Below are 15,667 nucleotides of genomic sequence, written 5' to 3' on the forward strand. Positions count from 1 at the left end.
TTGAAAAACGTAACAAAAACAACCTGGGCTTTTCTCGCGATGCTCATTATCATCGCCGGCCTGGGTGGATATGTCTTGGGGGAACGCGGAAACAACACCGCAAACAACGCAGCAGCCGGCGGGGGAACTGCGACTACAGGTGAGGGCACTGGGGCACAGGGCGGCGACACAGCAGCTCTCGCAGCACTAGTCGCACCGGGCAAAGGCGACCGCACCGAGAAAGCCATCAAAGCCAACGACGACGGCACCTACGATGCAATGATCTTCGGCCCCGGTGGCCCGCTGGAAACGCAGGATGACATCCTCAACATCCACCGCCGCAACCCCGCAGACCCCTTCGCCATCGGCGCCATTGACGCTCCGGTCGTCATCAGCGAATACTCCGACTTCGAGTGTCCCTTCTGCTCCCGCTACGCCAACCAAACAGAACCCACCATCCTCAAAGATTACGTGGATAAGGGCCTGGTTCGTATCGAATGGAATGACATGGCCATCAACGGCCCCAACGCAGTGGCAGCGGCCAAGGCTGGCCGCGCAGCCGCGGAGCAAGGCAAGTTCCAAGAGTTCAAGCACGCCCTCTACAGCGCATCCAAGGACATCAACGGCCACCCCGGCTTCGACATCGATGACTTTGTCCGCTTCGCCGAAGAAGCAGGCGTTGAAGACATGGACAAGTTCCGTGAAGACGCCACCAGCGACAAGTTTGACCAGGTGGTCTCCGAGGCACGCGCCTACGCAAGCAGCCTAGGCGTCACCGGCACCCCGGGCTTCCTCGTAGGTGACCAGTTCATCGCCGGTGCACAGCCCACAGAGAACTTCATCGAAGTCATCAACAACCAGCTCGCCCGAGTACAGCAGGGAATCAACTCGGTTCCCGAAGAGGCAAAGAAGGCAGCTAAAAACTAATGACTATCGGAATCGCAGGCGCCTTCCTCGGAGGCGTCTTGGCTTTGCTGAGCCCCTGCTCGGCGCTGTTATTGCCCGCCTTCTTCGCCTACGCATTCGGCTCTAAGCGTCAGCTCGTTGCACGCACCTTCGTGTTCTTCGTCGGCCTGTCCATAGTGATGATCCCCCTCGGTGCAGCCGCAGGTTCCTTCGGTTCCTTGCTCGCCGAACACAGAGGAACACTGATCATGGCCGGTGGCGTACTGATGATCCTCATCGGTATCTACACCTTCCTTGGTTTTGGATTCAGCATCCCCGGATTGTCCAAACTATCGGGCAGCGTTAACGCCAGCGGCTGGCTAGGGCAGTTCCTCCTGGGTGCCGTCTACGGCTTTGCAGGTTTCTGTGCAGGCCCACTGCTGGGTGCTGTGCTGACCACAGCAATGGTGAGCGCCAGCAGCATCTACGGCGCAGTGGTGCTGGGTGCATACGCACTCGGGATGACAGTTCCACTGTTCATCCTCGCTTTACTCTGGGAACAATTCGACCTCGGAAACAAGCAGTTGCTGCGCGGAAAAACGTGGATGCTGGGCCCGATCAAGCTCAACACCTTCTCGATGGCCGCAGGCATCCTGTTCATCCTGATTGGTATCTTGTTCCTCACCACCTACGGCACCTCCGACCTACCAGGGCTGATCTCTACAGACACCCAGTTCCAAATCCAGGAAAAGGTAGCCGAGCTGAGCTCTCACATCACCAATGCGCAGGTCCTGCTGTGGATCGCGATCGTGGTGGCCGTGATCTTGTTCTCCAAGGTCCGTGAACAGGACAAGCGCGCCGCCCTCGCAGAGCAGGCTGACGAAGTCGACGAAGAGGCCGACGAAGAGGCCGACGACGAAGTCGCCGATGAAGCGACCGTCCCCAACCCCTAGTTGTTGCGGAAGTAGTCCACCGTGCGGGCTACACCCTCAGCGATGCTCACCTTAGGTTCCCATCCAAGAACCTGGTGGGCACGCTCATAGGACAAGCACGAACGGGGAACATCCCCAAGGCGTGCGGGGGCGTATTCCGGATCATCCTCAGCCCCCGCGGCGTCAGCAACCAAGGTGTGCAACTGGCGGTCGGATGTCTCCACCCCAGTGCCAATGTTGAAACGCATGCCGCCACCGATCTCGCCGCTGGCCAGGTAGAAAGCCCGAACAACATCGCCGACGAACACATAGTCGCGCGTGTTTCCGCCATCGCCAAACACCCGAGTCGACTCGCCCGCCAGCAAACGCTGAGAGAAAATCGCCACCACACCGGCCTCCCCATGAGGATCCTGGCGAGGGCCGTAGACGTTCGCAGGCGCGATATGCGAGCATTCCAGGCCATAGAGGTGACGGAAAGTATTCAGATAGGTTTCGCCACTGACCTTCGAAGCCGCGTAGGGGGAGTGCGGGTCGACCGGAAACTCCTCGGTGACGGGGAAAGTGTCCGGCTCACCGTAAATGGAACCGCCGGAAGAAGTGAACACGATTTTGCGCACATTATGACGCCGCGCTGCTTCCGCAAGACGGATGGTCGCCAGGATGTTTGTCTCGGCGTCATGAATAGGATTCGCCACGGACTCCCGCACATCAATCTGCGCAGCAAGGTGGAAAATCACCTCGGGCTGAATCTGCCCAATTAGTGCATCGAGGTCAGCGCTCAGGATATCGGCTTCGAAAAAATCGACATTTGCGTGGGCAAGATTCTCACGCTTGCCCCGCGACAAATTGTCGATAACAGCGACCTGGTGGCCCTCAGATAGCAGAAGGTCAACAAGGTTGGAACCAATAAAACCGGCGCCACCGGTCACGAGAGTTTTCATAAACCCCTAGGCTAGCAGCCACTAGGCCAAGCCAGTGGGATCTGCGCTAGGACCTGTCGGCGAGTGTGGGGCGCACAGGGCGCGCCAGCCGCGTCATCTCTTTACGACCACGCAATTCCACGGATTTCAGCACTGTCCAACGCGCCTGCTCAGCCTCATTAGCATCGCGCAGCGTCGTGGCGGAGGTCAGCACCCGCCCGGGGGTGTCTTTAGCCAGCTCGGTCAGGCGGGCAGCCTGGTTAACCGCATCCCCAATCACCGTGTATTCAAAACGATCATGTCCGCCGATGTGGCCAGCGACCACTCGGCCTGAGGCAACCCCGATGCCGCAGGAGAGCTCCATATCTTTCAGCTCAGCCTTTAATTCCCGTGCTGCGGCCAAAGCGTGGCCCGTGGCGTCTGTAATCGGAAGGGGAGCGCCGAACACAGCCAACGCGGCGTCACCCTGGAATTTATTGATGATGCCCTTGTGGCGGTGCACCACGTCCACAACGTGCTCGAAAAACTCGTTGAGCGCCAAGACGACCTCTTCAGGCGTGTGGTTGACCGCAAAGGTGGTAGAACCAATGACGTCCACAAACAGGACAGCCACCTTGCGATCTTCACCGCCCAGTGTGGGGCGCTCTTCCAGTGCTCGGCGCGCGACCTCGTCGCCAACATAGCGGCCGAACAAATCCCGGACACGTTGGCGCTCGCGTAAACCACGCATCATTTCGTTAAACCCAGCCTGCAGCACGCCAAGTTCGGAACCATCGTAGATATCCACCAGGGTGTTGACCTCCCCGCGCCGCACACGGTTGATGGCGTCCTGGAGTTCCTGGATGGGGTCGACGATGCTGAGCAGCACTAGCCAGGTGCCGGTGAAACCGGTAATCAGAGCGAGCAGCGACAGGGCGATAATCGCGGGAATGATGCGTTCCGCACTGTCGCCATTGGTCGCATATTCGGTGAAATGTCCGGGTGTGGCGCTGAAATATCCAAAATGGTGGCCGATGACCAGCAAAATGATGCCCACCACTGGTATGCCGGTGGACACCGCCCACGTTGCTAGCACTCGCTGGCGGATCGGGGGCTCCAAGGTTGAGTCCTCGAAGCGTCGCGCCAGGGCGGCGGCAGCGATCGGGCGCACAAGACGTGCAGCCTCGAGGTAGGTCATCATGACGATCAGCACGCCACCCAGGGCTGTGGTCAGGACTGTGATGAGTGCCAGGCGCGGGTCCAGGATCCAGGAGGCCACGCCCACGATCGCAATGCCGACAAGCCACACGATGCCGCATAGGCCCGCCTGGTAGACGGGGATGCGCATCACCAAATTTCTGACCATGTTGGGGTCGTGGTCGTCGGGGTTTCTTTGCCAGCGCAGCACCGGGAGGAATAACCAGCCGGTGACAACGATGCCGGCGAAAACCGCGAAAATCAGGTAGCCGACACCAATCATGGTGAGGCGCTCGCGTGCGGCGGAGCTGAACTCATCGACCGCAGGCAGCGGCATCAGAAACTTCAAAAACGCCATCAAGGCGAGTGCACCAAGGACGTTTGATGCCAGAACGGAGGCAGCATACGCCGGCCATGATGTTGACCATAGCCATTTCACACTCTGCAGGATGCGACGCATGGCTTCCACTCTAGCCGCAGCGAGTCGTTAGTCTAAAGGGGTGACTGACGTCTTCGATTCCCTAGCCCCCGGCACCGTAGCCCACACGATGCTTTATGACGCAGCGTGCGCTGCCCGGCGCCACGAAGACGGCCCAGCGTTGACGCACTCTTGGCTGTTCACGGGGCCTCCTGGGGCGGGGCGTTCGACTGCGGCACTGGCTTTCGCGGCGTCATTAGTGTGTACGAATGATGACGTCGTGGGGTGTGGGCACTGCGATGCGTGCCGGGCCGCACTGGGGGGAAGCCACCCGGATGTCACCCATGTCGTGCCCCAAGAACTCACGCTGCGTGTCTCCGAAGTGCGTGATCTTATAAAGGTGGCGTCGACGCTGCCGACTGAAGCTCCGTGGCGGGTACTGATCATTGAAGATGCGGATCGTTTGCGCAACGAGGGTGCGAATGCGTTTTTGAAGACTGTGGAGGAGCCCCCGACCCGAACGATTATTGTTCTGTGCGCGCCATCGACGGAGGACATGGTCGTGACGCTGCGTTCTCGCTGCCGCCATGTGTACATTCCCACCCCCTCGGTGGAATCTGTGGCGCGGGTGTTGATGGGGCAGGGGGTGGCGCAGGCGCCGGCGATGCTCGCGGCGTCAGCAACTAATCAGCACATTGGGCGGGCGCGTCATCTTGCGACGACTAAGCAGGCGCAGGTGTTGCGGGCGCAGGTGCTTAATGTGGCGGAATTGGTGTATCACGGTGACGTCGCGTTCCGTACCGTCAGCGGTTTGTTTGAGGCCATCGAAGCTGAGGTCGCGGCGAGTTTGGAAGCCAAGGAAGCCGAGGAGAAAGTGAAACTTGAGCAGGCCCTGGGGATGGGGGGTAAAGGAAAAGGTGCGGCGAAGGCTGCCCGCGGAACCAAGGGCACGGTTGACGATTTGGAAAAGAAGCAGAAGTTGCGGCGGACTCGTGGTGCCCGCGATGGTTTGGATCTGGCGCTGGGGGATCTGGCGGGCCTGTACCGTGATGCTTTGGTGCACAAGGGGGATGCGGGGGTGGGACTCACGCATCCGGATTTCGAGGGTTTGTCTCGAGAATTGGCGGAGAAAAATTCCGAAGAGGCACTGTTGGCCTGCATTGATGCGTTAGCGCAGTGTCGTGCTGATGTCGCTGCTAACGTGCGTCCAGCCGTGGCGTTAGATGCACTGGTGGGGCGTTTGCGGCTGGCCTGTGGGGTGCGCTAGAGTATCGACTCGGTGATGGAGACGGCGCACCTCGTTCGTGCGCCTGACACACTGGCCGCCTTAGCTCAGTCGGTAGAGCATCTCACTCGTAATGAGAAGGTCGCGAGTTCGATTCTCGCAGGCGGCTCTCTTTTTTTACCCTGGGTGTTGGGTGATGGGTGGGGGAGCACGTATCATGAGGGGCGTGTCTGATCATTATGATGTTGTAGTCCTCGGTGCGGGCCCTGGTGGCTACGTATCCGCCATCCGCGCAGCTCAGCTTGGCCTGAAGGTAGCTGTCGTCGAGAAGCAGTACTGGGGCGGGGTGTGCCTCAACGTTGGCTGTATTCCTTCAAAAGCGCTGCTGAAGAACGCTGAGCTTGCCCACACCTTTAACCACGAGGCCGATTTGTTCGGCATTTCCGGTGAGGTTTCCTTCGACTTTGGCAAGGCGCACGCGCGTTCCCGCAAGGTATCTGCGGGCATCGTTAAGGGCGTGCACTACTTGATGAAGAAGAACAAGATCACCGAAATTGACGGCTGGGGCTTTTTCACCGGTCCGAAGGAAATGGAGATCCGCGACGGTAAAGACGCCGGTTCCACCATCACCTTCGACAATTGCATTATCGCAACCGGTTCCGTTGTCCGCTCTCTGCCGGGTGTCGAGCTCGGCGGCAACGTGGTCTCCTATGAGGAGCAGATCCTTAACAGTGACCTGCCTGAGTCCATGGTTATCGTTGGTGCGGGCGCTATCGGTATGGAATTCGCCTACGTGCTTGCTAACTATGGCGTGGACGTCTCCATCGTTGAGTTCATGGACCGCGTTCTGCCGAATGAAGACGCTGATGTTTCCAAGGAGATCGCCAAGGCATACAAGAAGCTTGGCGTGAAGCTCTACACCGGCCACAAGACCACCGCGGTTCGCGATAATGGCGACGGTGTCGAGGTTGATATCGAGTCCAAGGATGGCTCGAAGCAGGAAACCCTCAAGGCTGATCGCGTGATGATTTCCATCGGCTTCGCCCCCCGTGTCGAGGGCTTCGGTTTGGAAAACACTGGTGTGAAGCTCACCGAGCGGGGCGCTATCGACGTTGATGATCGCATGCGCACCAATGTTGACGGCATCTACGCAATCGGTGACGTGACCGCCAAGCTGCAGCTTGCTCACGTCGCTGAAGCCCAGGGTGTGGTTGCTGCAGAGACTATTGCAGACGCCGAGACCATGGAGCTTGGCGATTACATGATGATGCCGCGCGCTACCTTCTGTAATCCCCAGGTTGCTTCCTTCGGCTACACCGAGGAGAAAGCTCGCGAGAAGGCAGAAGCTGAGGGGCGCGAGATCAAGGTTGCTACGTTCCCGTTCTCTGCTAACGGTAAGGCCCAGGGCTTGGGCGAATCCGCAGGTTTCGTGAAGCTGATTGTGGACGCTGAGTTCGGCGAGCTGATCGGTGGCCACATGGTTGGGTCCAATGTCTCTGAATTGTTGCCGGAGCTCACCTTGGCTCAGCGTTTCGACCTGACCGCTGAGGAAATCGGCCGTAACGTGCACACCCACCCGACCCTGTCCGAGGCTATGAAGGAAGCAGCCGAGGGCACCATGGGTCACATGATCAACCTGTAAAAAGGCGGGTTGCGGGGCGCCTGCTACCAGGCGCCCTCACTTTTGCGTGACGGTCTAGTATGGTGCGACGGTCGATTCGTGCGCGTTGACGTTGATCGGCCGGTGCACCGGGGGGAAGGCACGTTGGGCGCAGTGTTCGCGGGTGCATACCCTGCAGCCTGCGCCGATGGGGGTTGCGGAACGTGAGTCTATGTCGAGTCCGTCGGCGTAGACGGTTCGTTGCGCATGGCGAGCTTCGCATCCAAGTCCGATGGCGAAGAGTTTGCCGGTGCCGTTAAATCGCGTCCGGTGGTGGCGTACGGTCCGGGCAATCCACAGGTAGTTGCGGCCGTCGGGCATCTGCGCAACTTGGCGCATGATGGTTCCGGGGTTGGTGAATGTTTCGTAAACGTTCCATAGGGGGCAGGTGCCGCCTGCGTGGGTGAAGTGGAAACCGGTGGCTGACTGTCGTTTGCTCATGTTTCCTGCGCGGTCGACGCGGACGAATGTGAAGGGGATGCCACGTAGATTGGGGCGCTGCAGCGTGGATAGTCGGTGGCAGATTGGTTCGTATCCCACTCCGTATTCCTGGCACAGAAATTCGATGTCGTACCGTGATGTTTCGCAGGAATGGTGGAACATTTCGTAGGGGAGTATGACGCTTGCGGCGAAGTAGCTGGCGACGCCTTTAAGCGCAAGGGTACGGCTGTCGTCGCTGCTGAAGTAGCCACTGTCAACGGCCTCCTTCAGTAGGGTGCCGGCTTCGAGGTGGCTAAGTTCTCCCGCGAGTCGGAAGGCGCGCTGCCCTGGGGTGAGGTGCGCGGAGATAGTAAGTTCCCGTGTTTGTGCATCGTAGTGGTGGAGGCTTTCACCGACGTTCGTGTTGTGTTTGATGATGACGCCGTGTGTGTCACTGAGGCGCGCAGCGATGGCGTCTTCAGTTGCGCGGATATTGAGCGGGGTGATGCCTAGCTGTCTGGAGAGGTCTTCCGCAGCGAGATCGATGTCGCCGAGGTAGTTCTGGCGGGCGTAGAAGAAGTCTCGGACTTCTTCGTGAGGCATTGCGAGTACTCGGGGTTCGTTGGGGTCCTGGTGCCGGTTGTCGGTTGCTGCGGATAGCTTGTCCCGGACATTGCGGTAGCGGCGGTGCATGTCGACCATGGCGCGCGCGACGTCAGGATGGTCGTGAACCAATTCGGAAAGTTCTTGGAGCTCGATGTCGCTGGTGCAGATTTCTTTGTCCAGTACGACGTCTCGGACCTCTGCAAGGAGCCTGGAGTCGTCATCGCAGGAAAAGAAGGTAGCGTCTACACCGAATGCTTCGGTGATTTTCAGCAGGACGGGGACGGTCAGTGGGCGGGTGTCGTGCTCAATTTGGTTGACGTAGCTAGCGGACAGGCCGAGTGTGGCTGCAAGAGTGGCTTGGCTGAGGTCGCGTTCGCGACGAAGTTGTCGGAGGCGGGAGCCTACGTAAGTTTTGCCCATGCCGCCACTATACGAGACCCGGATCACTGTTGCGAAGAGTTGCAAATTTTTCTGCGATGTTGTGTGTACTTCGCCGGGCGATGGTGCCCAACTTTTATTGAGGGATCGCAGATATGCAACTTTTGATTGACTTTAATCGGGGTGAAAAGAAAGTTTATTGACTTTTTCCCAAAAAAGGCCGCCGGGAAGTATAACCACTAGATGTTCGGGGGCGCTGAGCCTGTGCTGTGCTGGCATTATGTAGGTGTGGGGGAGGGAGAAGCTCGCCTCTGCGCCGGAGCCTCCAGGTCAGGCTATCCTAAAAGGAAACCTGCAGGTCAGCGGCTTGAGTGTGAAGTGTGTCACCTAACCTAATCCTGGGTGGATCAACCTAAACTTAAGGCTTTACAGTAAGAGGGACACTGGAGGTGCCATGACTATTACATTTAATGACCGTGACGCAATCGTCCACGGAAAAATCACTGAAAAGCCGCTGCGTGAGCGGCCGTCCTACCCGACGTGGGCAATGAAGTTGACCATGGCCATCACTGGCCTGATTTTCGGCGGCTTCGTGCTCGTCCACATGATCGGTAACTTGAAGATCTTCCTCCCCGAGCACGACGGCAAGCCCGCCATCGATGTCTACGGTGAGTTCCTCCGCACTGTCGGAGAACCGCTCTTCCCCCGTGAGGGCATCCTGTGGATCTTCCGCATCGTCCTGCTGGTTGCACTGGTTCTGCACGTCTACTGCGCTTTCGCGCTCGTGGGCCGCGCACACCAGTCCCGCGGCAAGTTCCGCCGCACCAACCTGATGGGCGGACATCAGTCCTTCGCAGCACGCACCATGATCGTCACCGGTCTTGTTCTGCTGCTGTTCATCCTGTTCCACATCGCCGACCTCACCCTGGGTGTTGCACCGGCAGCTTCGGACAGCTTCCACCACGGCGATGTTTACGCCAACCTGGTTGCCAGCTTTAGCCGTTGGCCCGTTGCCATCTTCTACATCCTCGCGATGCTGTTCCTGTTTATGCACCTGTCGCACGGCATCTGGACCGCAGTAAGCGATCTCGGTATCACCGGCAAGCGCACCCGCGCAGTGATGCTGTTCATCTCTTACCTGGTTCCGGCCCTGGTAATGGTGGGTAACATCTCGATCCCGCTGGCCATCGCCACCGGCTTGATCAGCTAATCGGGCTCACGCCTTACATAGCCATTAAAGGAAGACGATATGAGCACTCACTCTGAAACTATCGCTAAGCCCGACTTCACAGCTCCCGCCTCCGTGGTGGAAGGTGTGACCATCGGTAAGGTCCTCACCGACCATTCGCCTGCTGGTGTCCCCATGAAGGATGCTTGGCAGTACCACAAAGACCACATGGAGCTGGTCTCCCCGCTGAACCGTCGTAAGTTCCGCATCATCGTTATCGGTACCGGCCTGTCCGGTGCTGGTGCCGCCGCAGCCCTCGGCGAGCTCGGATACGACGTTAAGGCTTTCACCTACCACGACGCCCCGCGTCGTGCACACTCGATCGCCGCACAGGGTGGCGTTAACTCCGCCCGCGGCAAGAAGGTCGACAACGACGGTGCATACCGCCATGTTAAGGACACCGTCAAGGGTGGCGACTACCGCTGCCGTGAGACCGACTGCTGGCGTCTTGCCTACGAGTCCGTCCGCGTTATCGACCACATGAACGCTATCGGCGCCCCCTTCGCCCGCGAGTATGGCGGAACCCTCGCCACCCGTTCCTTCGGTGGTGTGCAGGTCTCCCGCACCTACTACACCCGTGGCCAAACGGGTCAGCAGCTCCAGCTGTCCGCAGCTGCAGCTCTCCAGCGCCAGATTCACCTCGGCTCCGTGGAGATCTTCACCCACAACGAGATGGTCGACCTGATCGTCACCGAAGAAAACGGTGAGAAGCGCTGCCAGGGTGCCGTCATGCGCAACCTGATCACCGGTGAGCTCACCGCTCACACCGCACACGCAGTCATCCTGTGCACCGGTGGTTACGGCAACGTCTACTACATGTCCACGCTGGCCAAGAACTCCAATGCTTCGGCCATCATGCGTGCATACGATCGCGGTGCCTACATGGCATCCCCGTCGTTCATTCAGTTCCACCCGACTGGCCTGCCGGTCAACTCCGAGTGGCAGTCCAAGACCATCCTAATGTCGGAGTCCCTCCGTAACGACGGCCGTATCTGGTCGCCGAAGGAGCCGAAGGACGATCGCGACCCCAACACCATTCCGGAAGAGGAGCGCGACTACTTCCTCGAGCGCCGTTACCCCGCATTCGGTAACCTGGTGCCCCGCGACGTCGCATCCCGTGCGATCTCTCAGCAGATCAACGCAGGCCTTGGTGTAGGCCCCATGCACAACTCGGCATACCTGGACTTCCGTGACGCCATCGAGCGCCTCGGCAAGGACACCATTAAAGAGCGCTACTCTAACCTCTTCCAGATGTACGAAGAGACCATCGGTGAGGACCCCTACACCACTCCGATGCGTATCGCTCCTACCTGCCACTTCACCATGGGTGGTCTGTGGACCGACTTCAACGAGATGACCTCCATCCCGGGCCTGTTCTGCGCAGGCGAATCATCCTGGACCTACCACGGCGCGAACCGCCTGGGTGCAAACTCTCTGCTGTCCGCATCCGTCGACGGCTGGTTCACCCTTCCGTTCACCGTCCCCAACTACCTCGGCCCCTTGCTGGGCACCGAGCGTCTCGCTGAGGACGCCCCCGAAGCACAAGCAGCAATCGAGCGCGCACAGGCACGAATCGACAAGCTGATGAGCATCAACGGTAACCACGGTCCGGAGTACTTCCACCGCCAGCTCGGTGACATCCTGTACTTCTCCTGTGGTGTGGCACGTAACGTCACCGATCTCGCCTCCGGTATCGAAAAGATCCGCCAGCTGCGCAAGGACTTCTGGTCCGACCTGCGCATCACCGGCACCCCGGACGAGATGAACCAGGTCCTCGAATACGCTAACCGCGTCGCTGACTACATTGACCTGGGCGAACTCATGTGTGTCGACGCTCTCGACCGCGATGAGTCCTGTGGTGCACACTTCCGTGACGACCACCTCTCCGAAGACGGCGAGGCTGAGCGTGACGACGACAACTGGTGCTTCGTATCCGCATGGGAGCCCGCTGGCGAGAACAAGTTCATCCGCCACGCAGAGCCCCTGTACTTCGATTCGATCCCGCTGATGACAAGGAACTACAAGTAATGAAACTCCATCTTGAAATTTGGCGTCAGGCCGGACCGAACACCGAGGGCGGCTTCGAATCCATCGACGTCGACGACGCTGTCGAGCAGATGTCGATCCTGGAGCTGCTTGACCACGTCAACGAAGGCCTCATTGAGTCCGGCAAAGAGCCGTTCGCATTCGCCTCTGACTGCCGCGAAGGCATCTGTGGTACCTGTGGCCTCAACGTCAATGGTCGCCCCCACGGTCCCGAGAAGAACAAGCCTGCCTGCCAGCAGCGTCTGTTCAACTTCAACGACGGTGACACCATCCAGCTCGAGCCGCTGCGCTCCGCAGCGTACCCGGTGATCAAGGACATGATCGTCGACCGCTCCGCACTGGACCGCGTCATGCAGCAGGGTGGCTACGTCTCCGTCAACGCCGGTACCGCACCGGATGCTGACACCCTGCACATGAACCACCAGACCGCCGAGCTCGCTCTCGACCACGCAGCCTGCATCGGCTGTGGCGCTTGTGTCGCCGCCTGCCCGAACGGTGCTGCGCACCTGTTCACCGGCGCGAAGCTCGTCCACCTCTCCCTCATGCCCCTGGGCAAGGAAGAGCGCGGCAAGCGTGCCCGCAAGATGGTCGACCAGGTCGAGACCAGCTTCGGCCCCTGCTCCCTGTTCGGTGAGTGCGCTGATGTCTGCCCCGCCGGCATCCCGCTGACCGCCGTCGCAGCAATCAACAAGGAACGCGCTCGCTCCGCCCTGCGCGGCAAGGACAACTGATTGTGATCTACCCCCATCTGCAGCGTGCATGATGGGGGCCTAGGTTATGATCTATGCTAGACAACTTGAAAGAAAGGCAGACCATGTCTGAAACCATCGAGGTGCAGCAGTACCGCGAAGAGGCTTTCCGCGTCTTTGAAGGTGAACCCACCTACGTTGACGGTTACTTGCCGTCGAGCTTCGACTCGCAGCACTCCTCCCTTCAGCGTTCCTCAACCTGGTGCGGCATGGGGCTTGTCCTGACCGCACTTGCCGGCCTTGGCACCCTCATTTTTGGGTTCGCCACCCTAGACTCCGGCACCCAGGAGCACGCAACCACCTTCATCTGGATCGGCGCTATTTTGACGCTGGTCTGCGTGGTTGGCGGCTTCGGTCTAATCCACTACGGGCGCCGGTACTACCGCGCTTACGTAGCAGCAACTGGGCGTAAATAGCACCCAGTAGCACCTCCGCACGTTAGGGGAGGAAGCACCCGCAACGGGGCTTCCTCCCCTTCGTGTGTCTAGGAATCAGCGACACAAGGATAATCGTTTACATGGACACAACACTCGACGTCCCCGGCCCCTCGCCAGAGGTCGAAGCCCAGCGTCGTGCACAGCTGCGCCGCTACAAAGCCATCGCTACGGGCCTGCTGCTGTTCGCCACCGCCATATACTTTTACTGCCGATGGCTCGAGCAATCCGATCCCGCACCCTGGGTCGGATTCGTCCGAGCTGCAGCCGAGGCTGGCATGATCGGTGGGCTCGCCGACTGGTTCGCAGTCACAGCCCTGTTCCGTCGCCCGTTGGGTCTGCCCATCCCGCACACCGCGATTGTTAAAAATAAAAAAGACCAAATCGGCGAATCACTGTCCGGATTCGTGGGTGAAAACTTCCTTAATGCTGAGCTTGTCACCCAAAAAATCCGCTCGGCGGATCTCCCCGCCAAGGCTGGTTCCTGGCTATCCAACGAGGACAACGCCCAAAAAGTCAGTAGCGAAATAGGTAGCCTGACAGCCAGCATCCTGCGCGCCATCGACCCGCAGGACGGCGAGGCCGTCATCAAACACAGCCTCATCGAGCCCCTCGCCGCACCAGAGTGGGGTCCTCCCGCTGGGCGCATGCTCGAGCAACTCATCGACAGTGGCCGCACCGAACCCATCATCGATGAAGTGTTTGCCTGGGCACACCGCAAGGCCATCGGCGCTGAAGAGTTCATCACTCTTATCCTTGACGAACGCCGACCGACGTGGGCGCCGAAAATCCTCAACGAGGTCGTTGGCCAAAAAGTCCACAGCGAGCTCGTGAAGTTCACCCACGCCATGTCCACTGACCCCAACCACGAGGCCCGCCGCGCAGCCCGAACCTTCCTCAATAACTTCGCCGCGGACCTCCAAAACGACCCCGCCATGATTGAGCGTGTCGAAAAACTCAAAGCAGATATTCTCTCGGCACCCCAGGTAGAGGCCATCCCCGCTCAACTGTGGGCGCGAACGTCAACCATGCTTGCTGACGCCGCGGAAGACCCGACGTCATTAATCCGGACAAAAATTGCTGACGCCGCGCACAATTGGGGCACACGACTGGCCACCGACCCAGTGCTCCAGCAGCGCGTGGATGAGCGAATCACCCGGGCGGCAGCCTTCCTCGCAGACAACTACGCCGATGACATCTCCAGCATCATTTCTGAAACCATCGAACGTTGGGATGCAGACGAAGCCAGCGAGAAAATTGAATTGATGGTCGGCAAAGACCTGCAGTACATCAGGCTCAACGGTACCGTGGTGGGTGCACTTGCCGGCCTGCTCATCTATTCTGTTTCACACGTGATCTTTTAAAGAAAAGGACAAACCACCCCATGCTCACTCTGCCCGCGATGACCCTGCCCAGCATGCTGATGTTTATCCTCGTCACGGTGCCTTACACAGTGGCGTTTTGGGGTGCAGCAATTGCTGGGATCGCAGGCGCCTTCACCGCAGCGACCACCCGCGACGACGCTTTCCCCGCAGCCGACCGCCAACCCAAATGGATCTGGGTCGGCCTACTGAGCGTTGCGTCTATCCTGTGCTGGGCGGGTTCGACCTTCCTCGCCGTGGTGGGGGCCGTCATCATCTGCATTTATTGGTGCGATGTGCGCCCCCAGATTCGCCTGTTGATTGGCTAGTCGAAAATAACGGTGCGGTTGCCGTACACCTGCACCCTGTCCTCCAGGTGGAAACGCAAACCACGTGCGAGGACATTTTTTTCTGCATCGCGCCCAATGCGCTGCATGTCTTCCGGGGTCTCTTTGTGGGTGATGCGAATGACGTCCTGCTCAATGATGGGGCCGTCATCCAAGTCCTGGGTGGCGTAGTGGCAGGTGGCGCCGATCAGTTTGACGCCGCGCTTGTATGCCTGGTGGTAGGGGCGGGCGCCCATGAAGGATGGCAGGAAACTGTGGTGGATGTTGATCGCGCGGCCTGACCACATTTCACACAGGTCCGGGGGTAGGATCTGCATGAAGCGGGCGAGCACAATCGCGTCCGGTTCATAAGAATTAACCAGCTGTGCGACCTCGTCGAAGGCTTTACGCTTGCCGACTGCGTCCTTGGGGAAAGGCACGTGGAAGAATGGCACGCCGTGGTTTTCGGCGACTTCGCGCAGGTCCTCGTGGTTACCGATGACTGCTTTGATGTCCATGGGGTAGTCGTTTTGTGCCACGCGGCCCAGCAGATCGTGCAGGCAGTGGCCTTCTTTGGAAACCAGGAGGACTGCAGATTTGCGGCGGGCAGTGTCCCATATCCGCCAGCGGGTGCCTTCGCCGAGCTCTGCGGCTAGTTCAGCGAATTGCTCACGCAGCTCTTCCACAGAGGCGTCGAGGGATTCTGCGCGGACTGCTTGGCGGGTGAAAAACCAGCCGGAGTCTGGGTCTGTGAAGTAGCCGGCCTCTGTGATCCATCCGCCGTGGCTGGCGATAAAGGCGGAGAGCTTCGCGACGATACCAGTGGTGTCGGGGCATCCGAGGGTGAAAACGATATGCCTGTCGGTGGTGGCTGTCGGTGCAGGTGCGGGGCTGGCTGTACTCATTGTTCACAGTCTAGTGTCC

General features: G+C 59.4%; 14 protein-coding genes and 1 tRNA gene. 11 read left to right on the top strand and 4 right to left on the bottom strand.

Annotated elements, in window-relative coordinates:
* Nucleotides 1-39 precede the first annotated feature (39 nt).
* A complete protein-coding gene (locus tag CARG_RS00745) occupies nt 40-906 on the top strand; it encodes a DsbA family protein (RefSeq protein ID WP_046204033.1) in 867 nt (288 codons plus the stop codon).
* Nucleotides 906-1,817, top strand: coding sequence for a cytochrome c biogenesis CcdA family protein (locus CARG_RS00750; RefSeq protein WP_020975474.1), 912 nt, complete (start codon nt 906-908; stop codon nt 1,815-1,817). The genes CARG_RS00745 and CARG_RS00750 overlap by 1 nt, the downstream gene beginning before the upstream one ends.
* Here CARG_RS00750 and CARG_RS00755 read toward each other — a convergent pair.
* Together CARG_RS00755 and CARG_RS00760 are read right to left on the bottom strand one after the other, a co-directional pair.
* Nucleotides 1,814-2,737, bottom strand: a complete 924-nt coding sequence (locus tag CARG_RS00755) for a GDP-mannose 4,6-dehydratase (RefSeq protein ID WP_020975475.1) — start codon at nt 2,735-2,737, stop codon at nt 1,814-1,816. The two genes, CARG_RS00750 and CARG_RS00755, sit on opposite strands and share 4 nt — an antisense overlap.
* Before the next feature lie 46 nt (nt 2,738-2,783).
* A complete protein-coding gene (locus tag CARG_RS00760; RefSeq protein ID WP_041746885.1) occupies nt 2,784-4,352 on the bottom strand; it encodes an adenylate/guanylate cyclase domain-containing protein in 1,569 nt (522 codons plus the stop codon).
* Between the two features lie 40 nt (nt 4,353-4,392).
* Here CARG_RS00760 and CARG_RS00765 point away from each other — a divergent pair, with 40 nt between their 5' ends.
* The 3 genes from CARG_RS00765 to lpdA all read left to right on the top strand — a co-directional run bounded on the left by CARG_RS00765 (nt 4,393) and on the right by lpdA (nt 7,177).
* On the top strand, nt 4,393-5,577 hold the full coding sequence (locus CARG_RS00765) for a DNA polymerase III subunit delta' (RefSeq protein ID WP_020975477.1): 1,185 nt from the start codon (nt 4,393-4,395) through the stop codon (nt 5,575-5,577).
* Nucleotides 5,578-5,631: 54 nt separating this feature from the next.
* Nucleotides 5,632-5,704: transfer RNA gene (locus CARG_RS00770), tRNA-Thr, on the top strand.
* A gap of 57 nt (nt 5,705-5,761) precedes the next feature.
* Nucleotides 5,762-7,177 (top strand): dihydrolipoyl dehydrogenase, encoded by a 1,416-nt coding sequence (lpdA, locus tag CARG_RS00775; protein WP_200895808.1) that lies wholly within the window; start codon nt 5,762-5,764, stop codon nt 7,175-7,177.
* Nucleotides 7,178-7,231: 54 nt separating this feature from the next.
* Here the strand turns inward: lpdA and ramB are convergent, their stop codons facing one another.
* The gene (gene ramB / locus CARG_RS00780) at nt 7,232-8,641 is read right to left on the bottom strand and encodes an acetate metabolism transcriptional regulator RamB (RefSeq protein ID WP_020975479.1); all 1,410 of its coding nucleotides are present in this window, start codon (nt 8,639-8,641) and stop codon (nt 7,232-7,234) included.
* Between the two features lie 412 nt (nt 8,642-9,053).
* Here ramB and CARG_RS00785 point away from each other — a divergent pair, with 412 nt between their 5' ends.
* From CARG_RS00785 to CARG_RS00810, 6 genes are all read left to right on the top strand, one after another.
* Nucleotides 9,054-9,809: a succinate dehydrogenase cytochrome b subunit gene (locus tag CARG_RS00785; RefSeq protein ID WP_020975480.1), complete on the top strand. Its 756-nt coding sequence runs from the start codon at nt 9,054-9,056 to the stop codon at nt 9,807-9,809.
* Nucleotides 9,810-9,848: 39 nt separating this feature from the next.
* Nucleotides 9,849-11,855 (top strand): fumarate reductase/succinate dehydrogenase flavoprotein subunit, encoded by a 2,007-nt coding sequence (locus CARG_RS00790; protein WP_020975481.1) that lies wholly within the window; start codon nt 9,849-9,851, stop codon nt 11,853-11,855.
* Nucleotides 11,855-12,604, top strand: a complete 750-nt coding sequence (locus CARG_RS00795; RefSeq protein ID WP_020975482.1) for a succinate dehydrogenase/fumarate reductase iron-sulfur subunit — start codon at nt 11,855-11,857, stop codon at nt 12,602-12,604. The genes CARG_RS00790 and CARG_RS00795 overlap by 1 nt, the downstream gene beginning before the upstream one ends.
* 83 nt (nt 12,605-12,687) lie before the next feature.
* Nucleotides 12,688-13,038 carry a hypothetical protein gene (locus CARG_RS00800; protein WP_041747222.1) on the top strand — a complete coding sequence of 117 codons (351 nt, stop codon included), beginning with the start codon at nt 12,688-12,690 and terminating at the stop codon, nt 13,036-13,038.
* Nucleotides 13,039-13,139: 101 nt separating this feature from the next.
* A complete protein-coding gene (locus CARG_RS00805; protein ID WP_020975484.1) occupies nt 13,140-14,420 on the top strand; it encodes a DUF445 domain-containing protein in 1,281 nt (426 codons plus the stop codon).
* A 20-nt stretch (nt 14,421-14,440) separates the two neighbouring features.
* Entirely contained in the window at nt 14,441-14,746 is a 306-nt protein-coding gene (locus CARG_RS00810) for a DUF2516 family protein (protein ID WP_020975485.1), read from the top strand.
* Here the strand turns inward: CARG_RS00810 and purU are convergent.
* On the bottom strand, nt 14,743-15,648 hold the full coding sequence (purU, locus tag CARG_RS00815; protein WP_020975486.1) for a formyltetrahydrofolate deformylase: 906 nt from the start codon (nt 15,646-15,648) through the stop codon (nt 14,743-14,745). The two genes, CARG_RS00810 and purU, sit on opposite strands and share 4 nt — an antisense overlap.
* Nucleotides 15,649-15,667: the final 19 nt, after the last annotated feature.

This window comes from Corynebacterium argentoratense DSM 44202 (assembly GCF_000590555.1).
In the GTDB taxonomy this organism is placed as follows: domain Bacteria; phylum Actinomycetota; class Actinomycetes; order Mycobacteriales; family Mycobacteriaceae; genus Corynebacterium; species Corynebacterium argentoratense.

Coding starts and splice junctions, on each gene's coding strand:
- CARG_RS00805 (WP_020975484.1), top strand. CDS start 13,140: ATGGACACAACACTCGACGTCCCCGGCCCCTCGCCAGAGGTCGAAGCC.
- CARG_RS00760 (WP_041746885.1), bottom strand. CDS start 4,352: ATGCGTCGCATCCTGCAGAGTGTGAAATGGCTATGGTCAACATCATGG.
- CARG_RS00750 (WP_020975474.1), top strand. CDS start 906: ATGACTATCGGAATCGCAGGCGCCTTCCTCGGAGGCGTCTTGGCTTTG.
- CARG_RS00795 (WP_020975482.1), top strand. CDS start 11,855: ATGAAACTCCATCTTGAAATTTGGCGTCAGGCCGGACCGAACACCGAG.
- ramB (WP_020975479.1), bottom strand. CDS start 8,641: ATGGGCAAAACTTACGTAGGCTCCCGCCTCCGACAACTTCGTCGCGAA.
- CARG_RS00790 (WP_020975481.1), top strand. CDS start 9,849: ATGAGCACTCACTCTGAAACTATCGCTAAGCCCGACTTCACAGCTCCC.
- CARG_RS00800 (WP_041747222.1), top strand. CDS start 12,688: ATGTCTGAAACCATCGAGGTGCAGCAGTACCGCGAAGAGGCTTTCCGC.
- CARG_RS00745 (WP_046204033.1), top strand. CDS start 40: ATGCTCATTATCATCGCCGGCCTGGGTGGATATGTCTTGGGGGAACGC.
- CARG_RS00810 (WP_020975485.1), top strand. CDS start 14,441: ATGCTCACTCTGCCCGCGATGACCCTGCCCAGCATGCTGATGTTTATC.
- CARG_RS00755 (WP_020975475.1), bottom strand. CDS start 2,737: ATGAAAACTCTCGTGACCGGTGGCGCCGGTTTTATTGGTTCCAACCTT.
- CARG_RS00785 (WP_020975480.1), top strand. CDS start 9,054: ATGACTATTACATTTAATGACCGTGACGCAATCGTCCACGGAAAAATC.
- purU (WP_020975486.1), bottom strand. CDS start 15,648: ATGAGTACAGCCAGCCCCGCACCTGCACCGACAGCCACCACCGACAGG.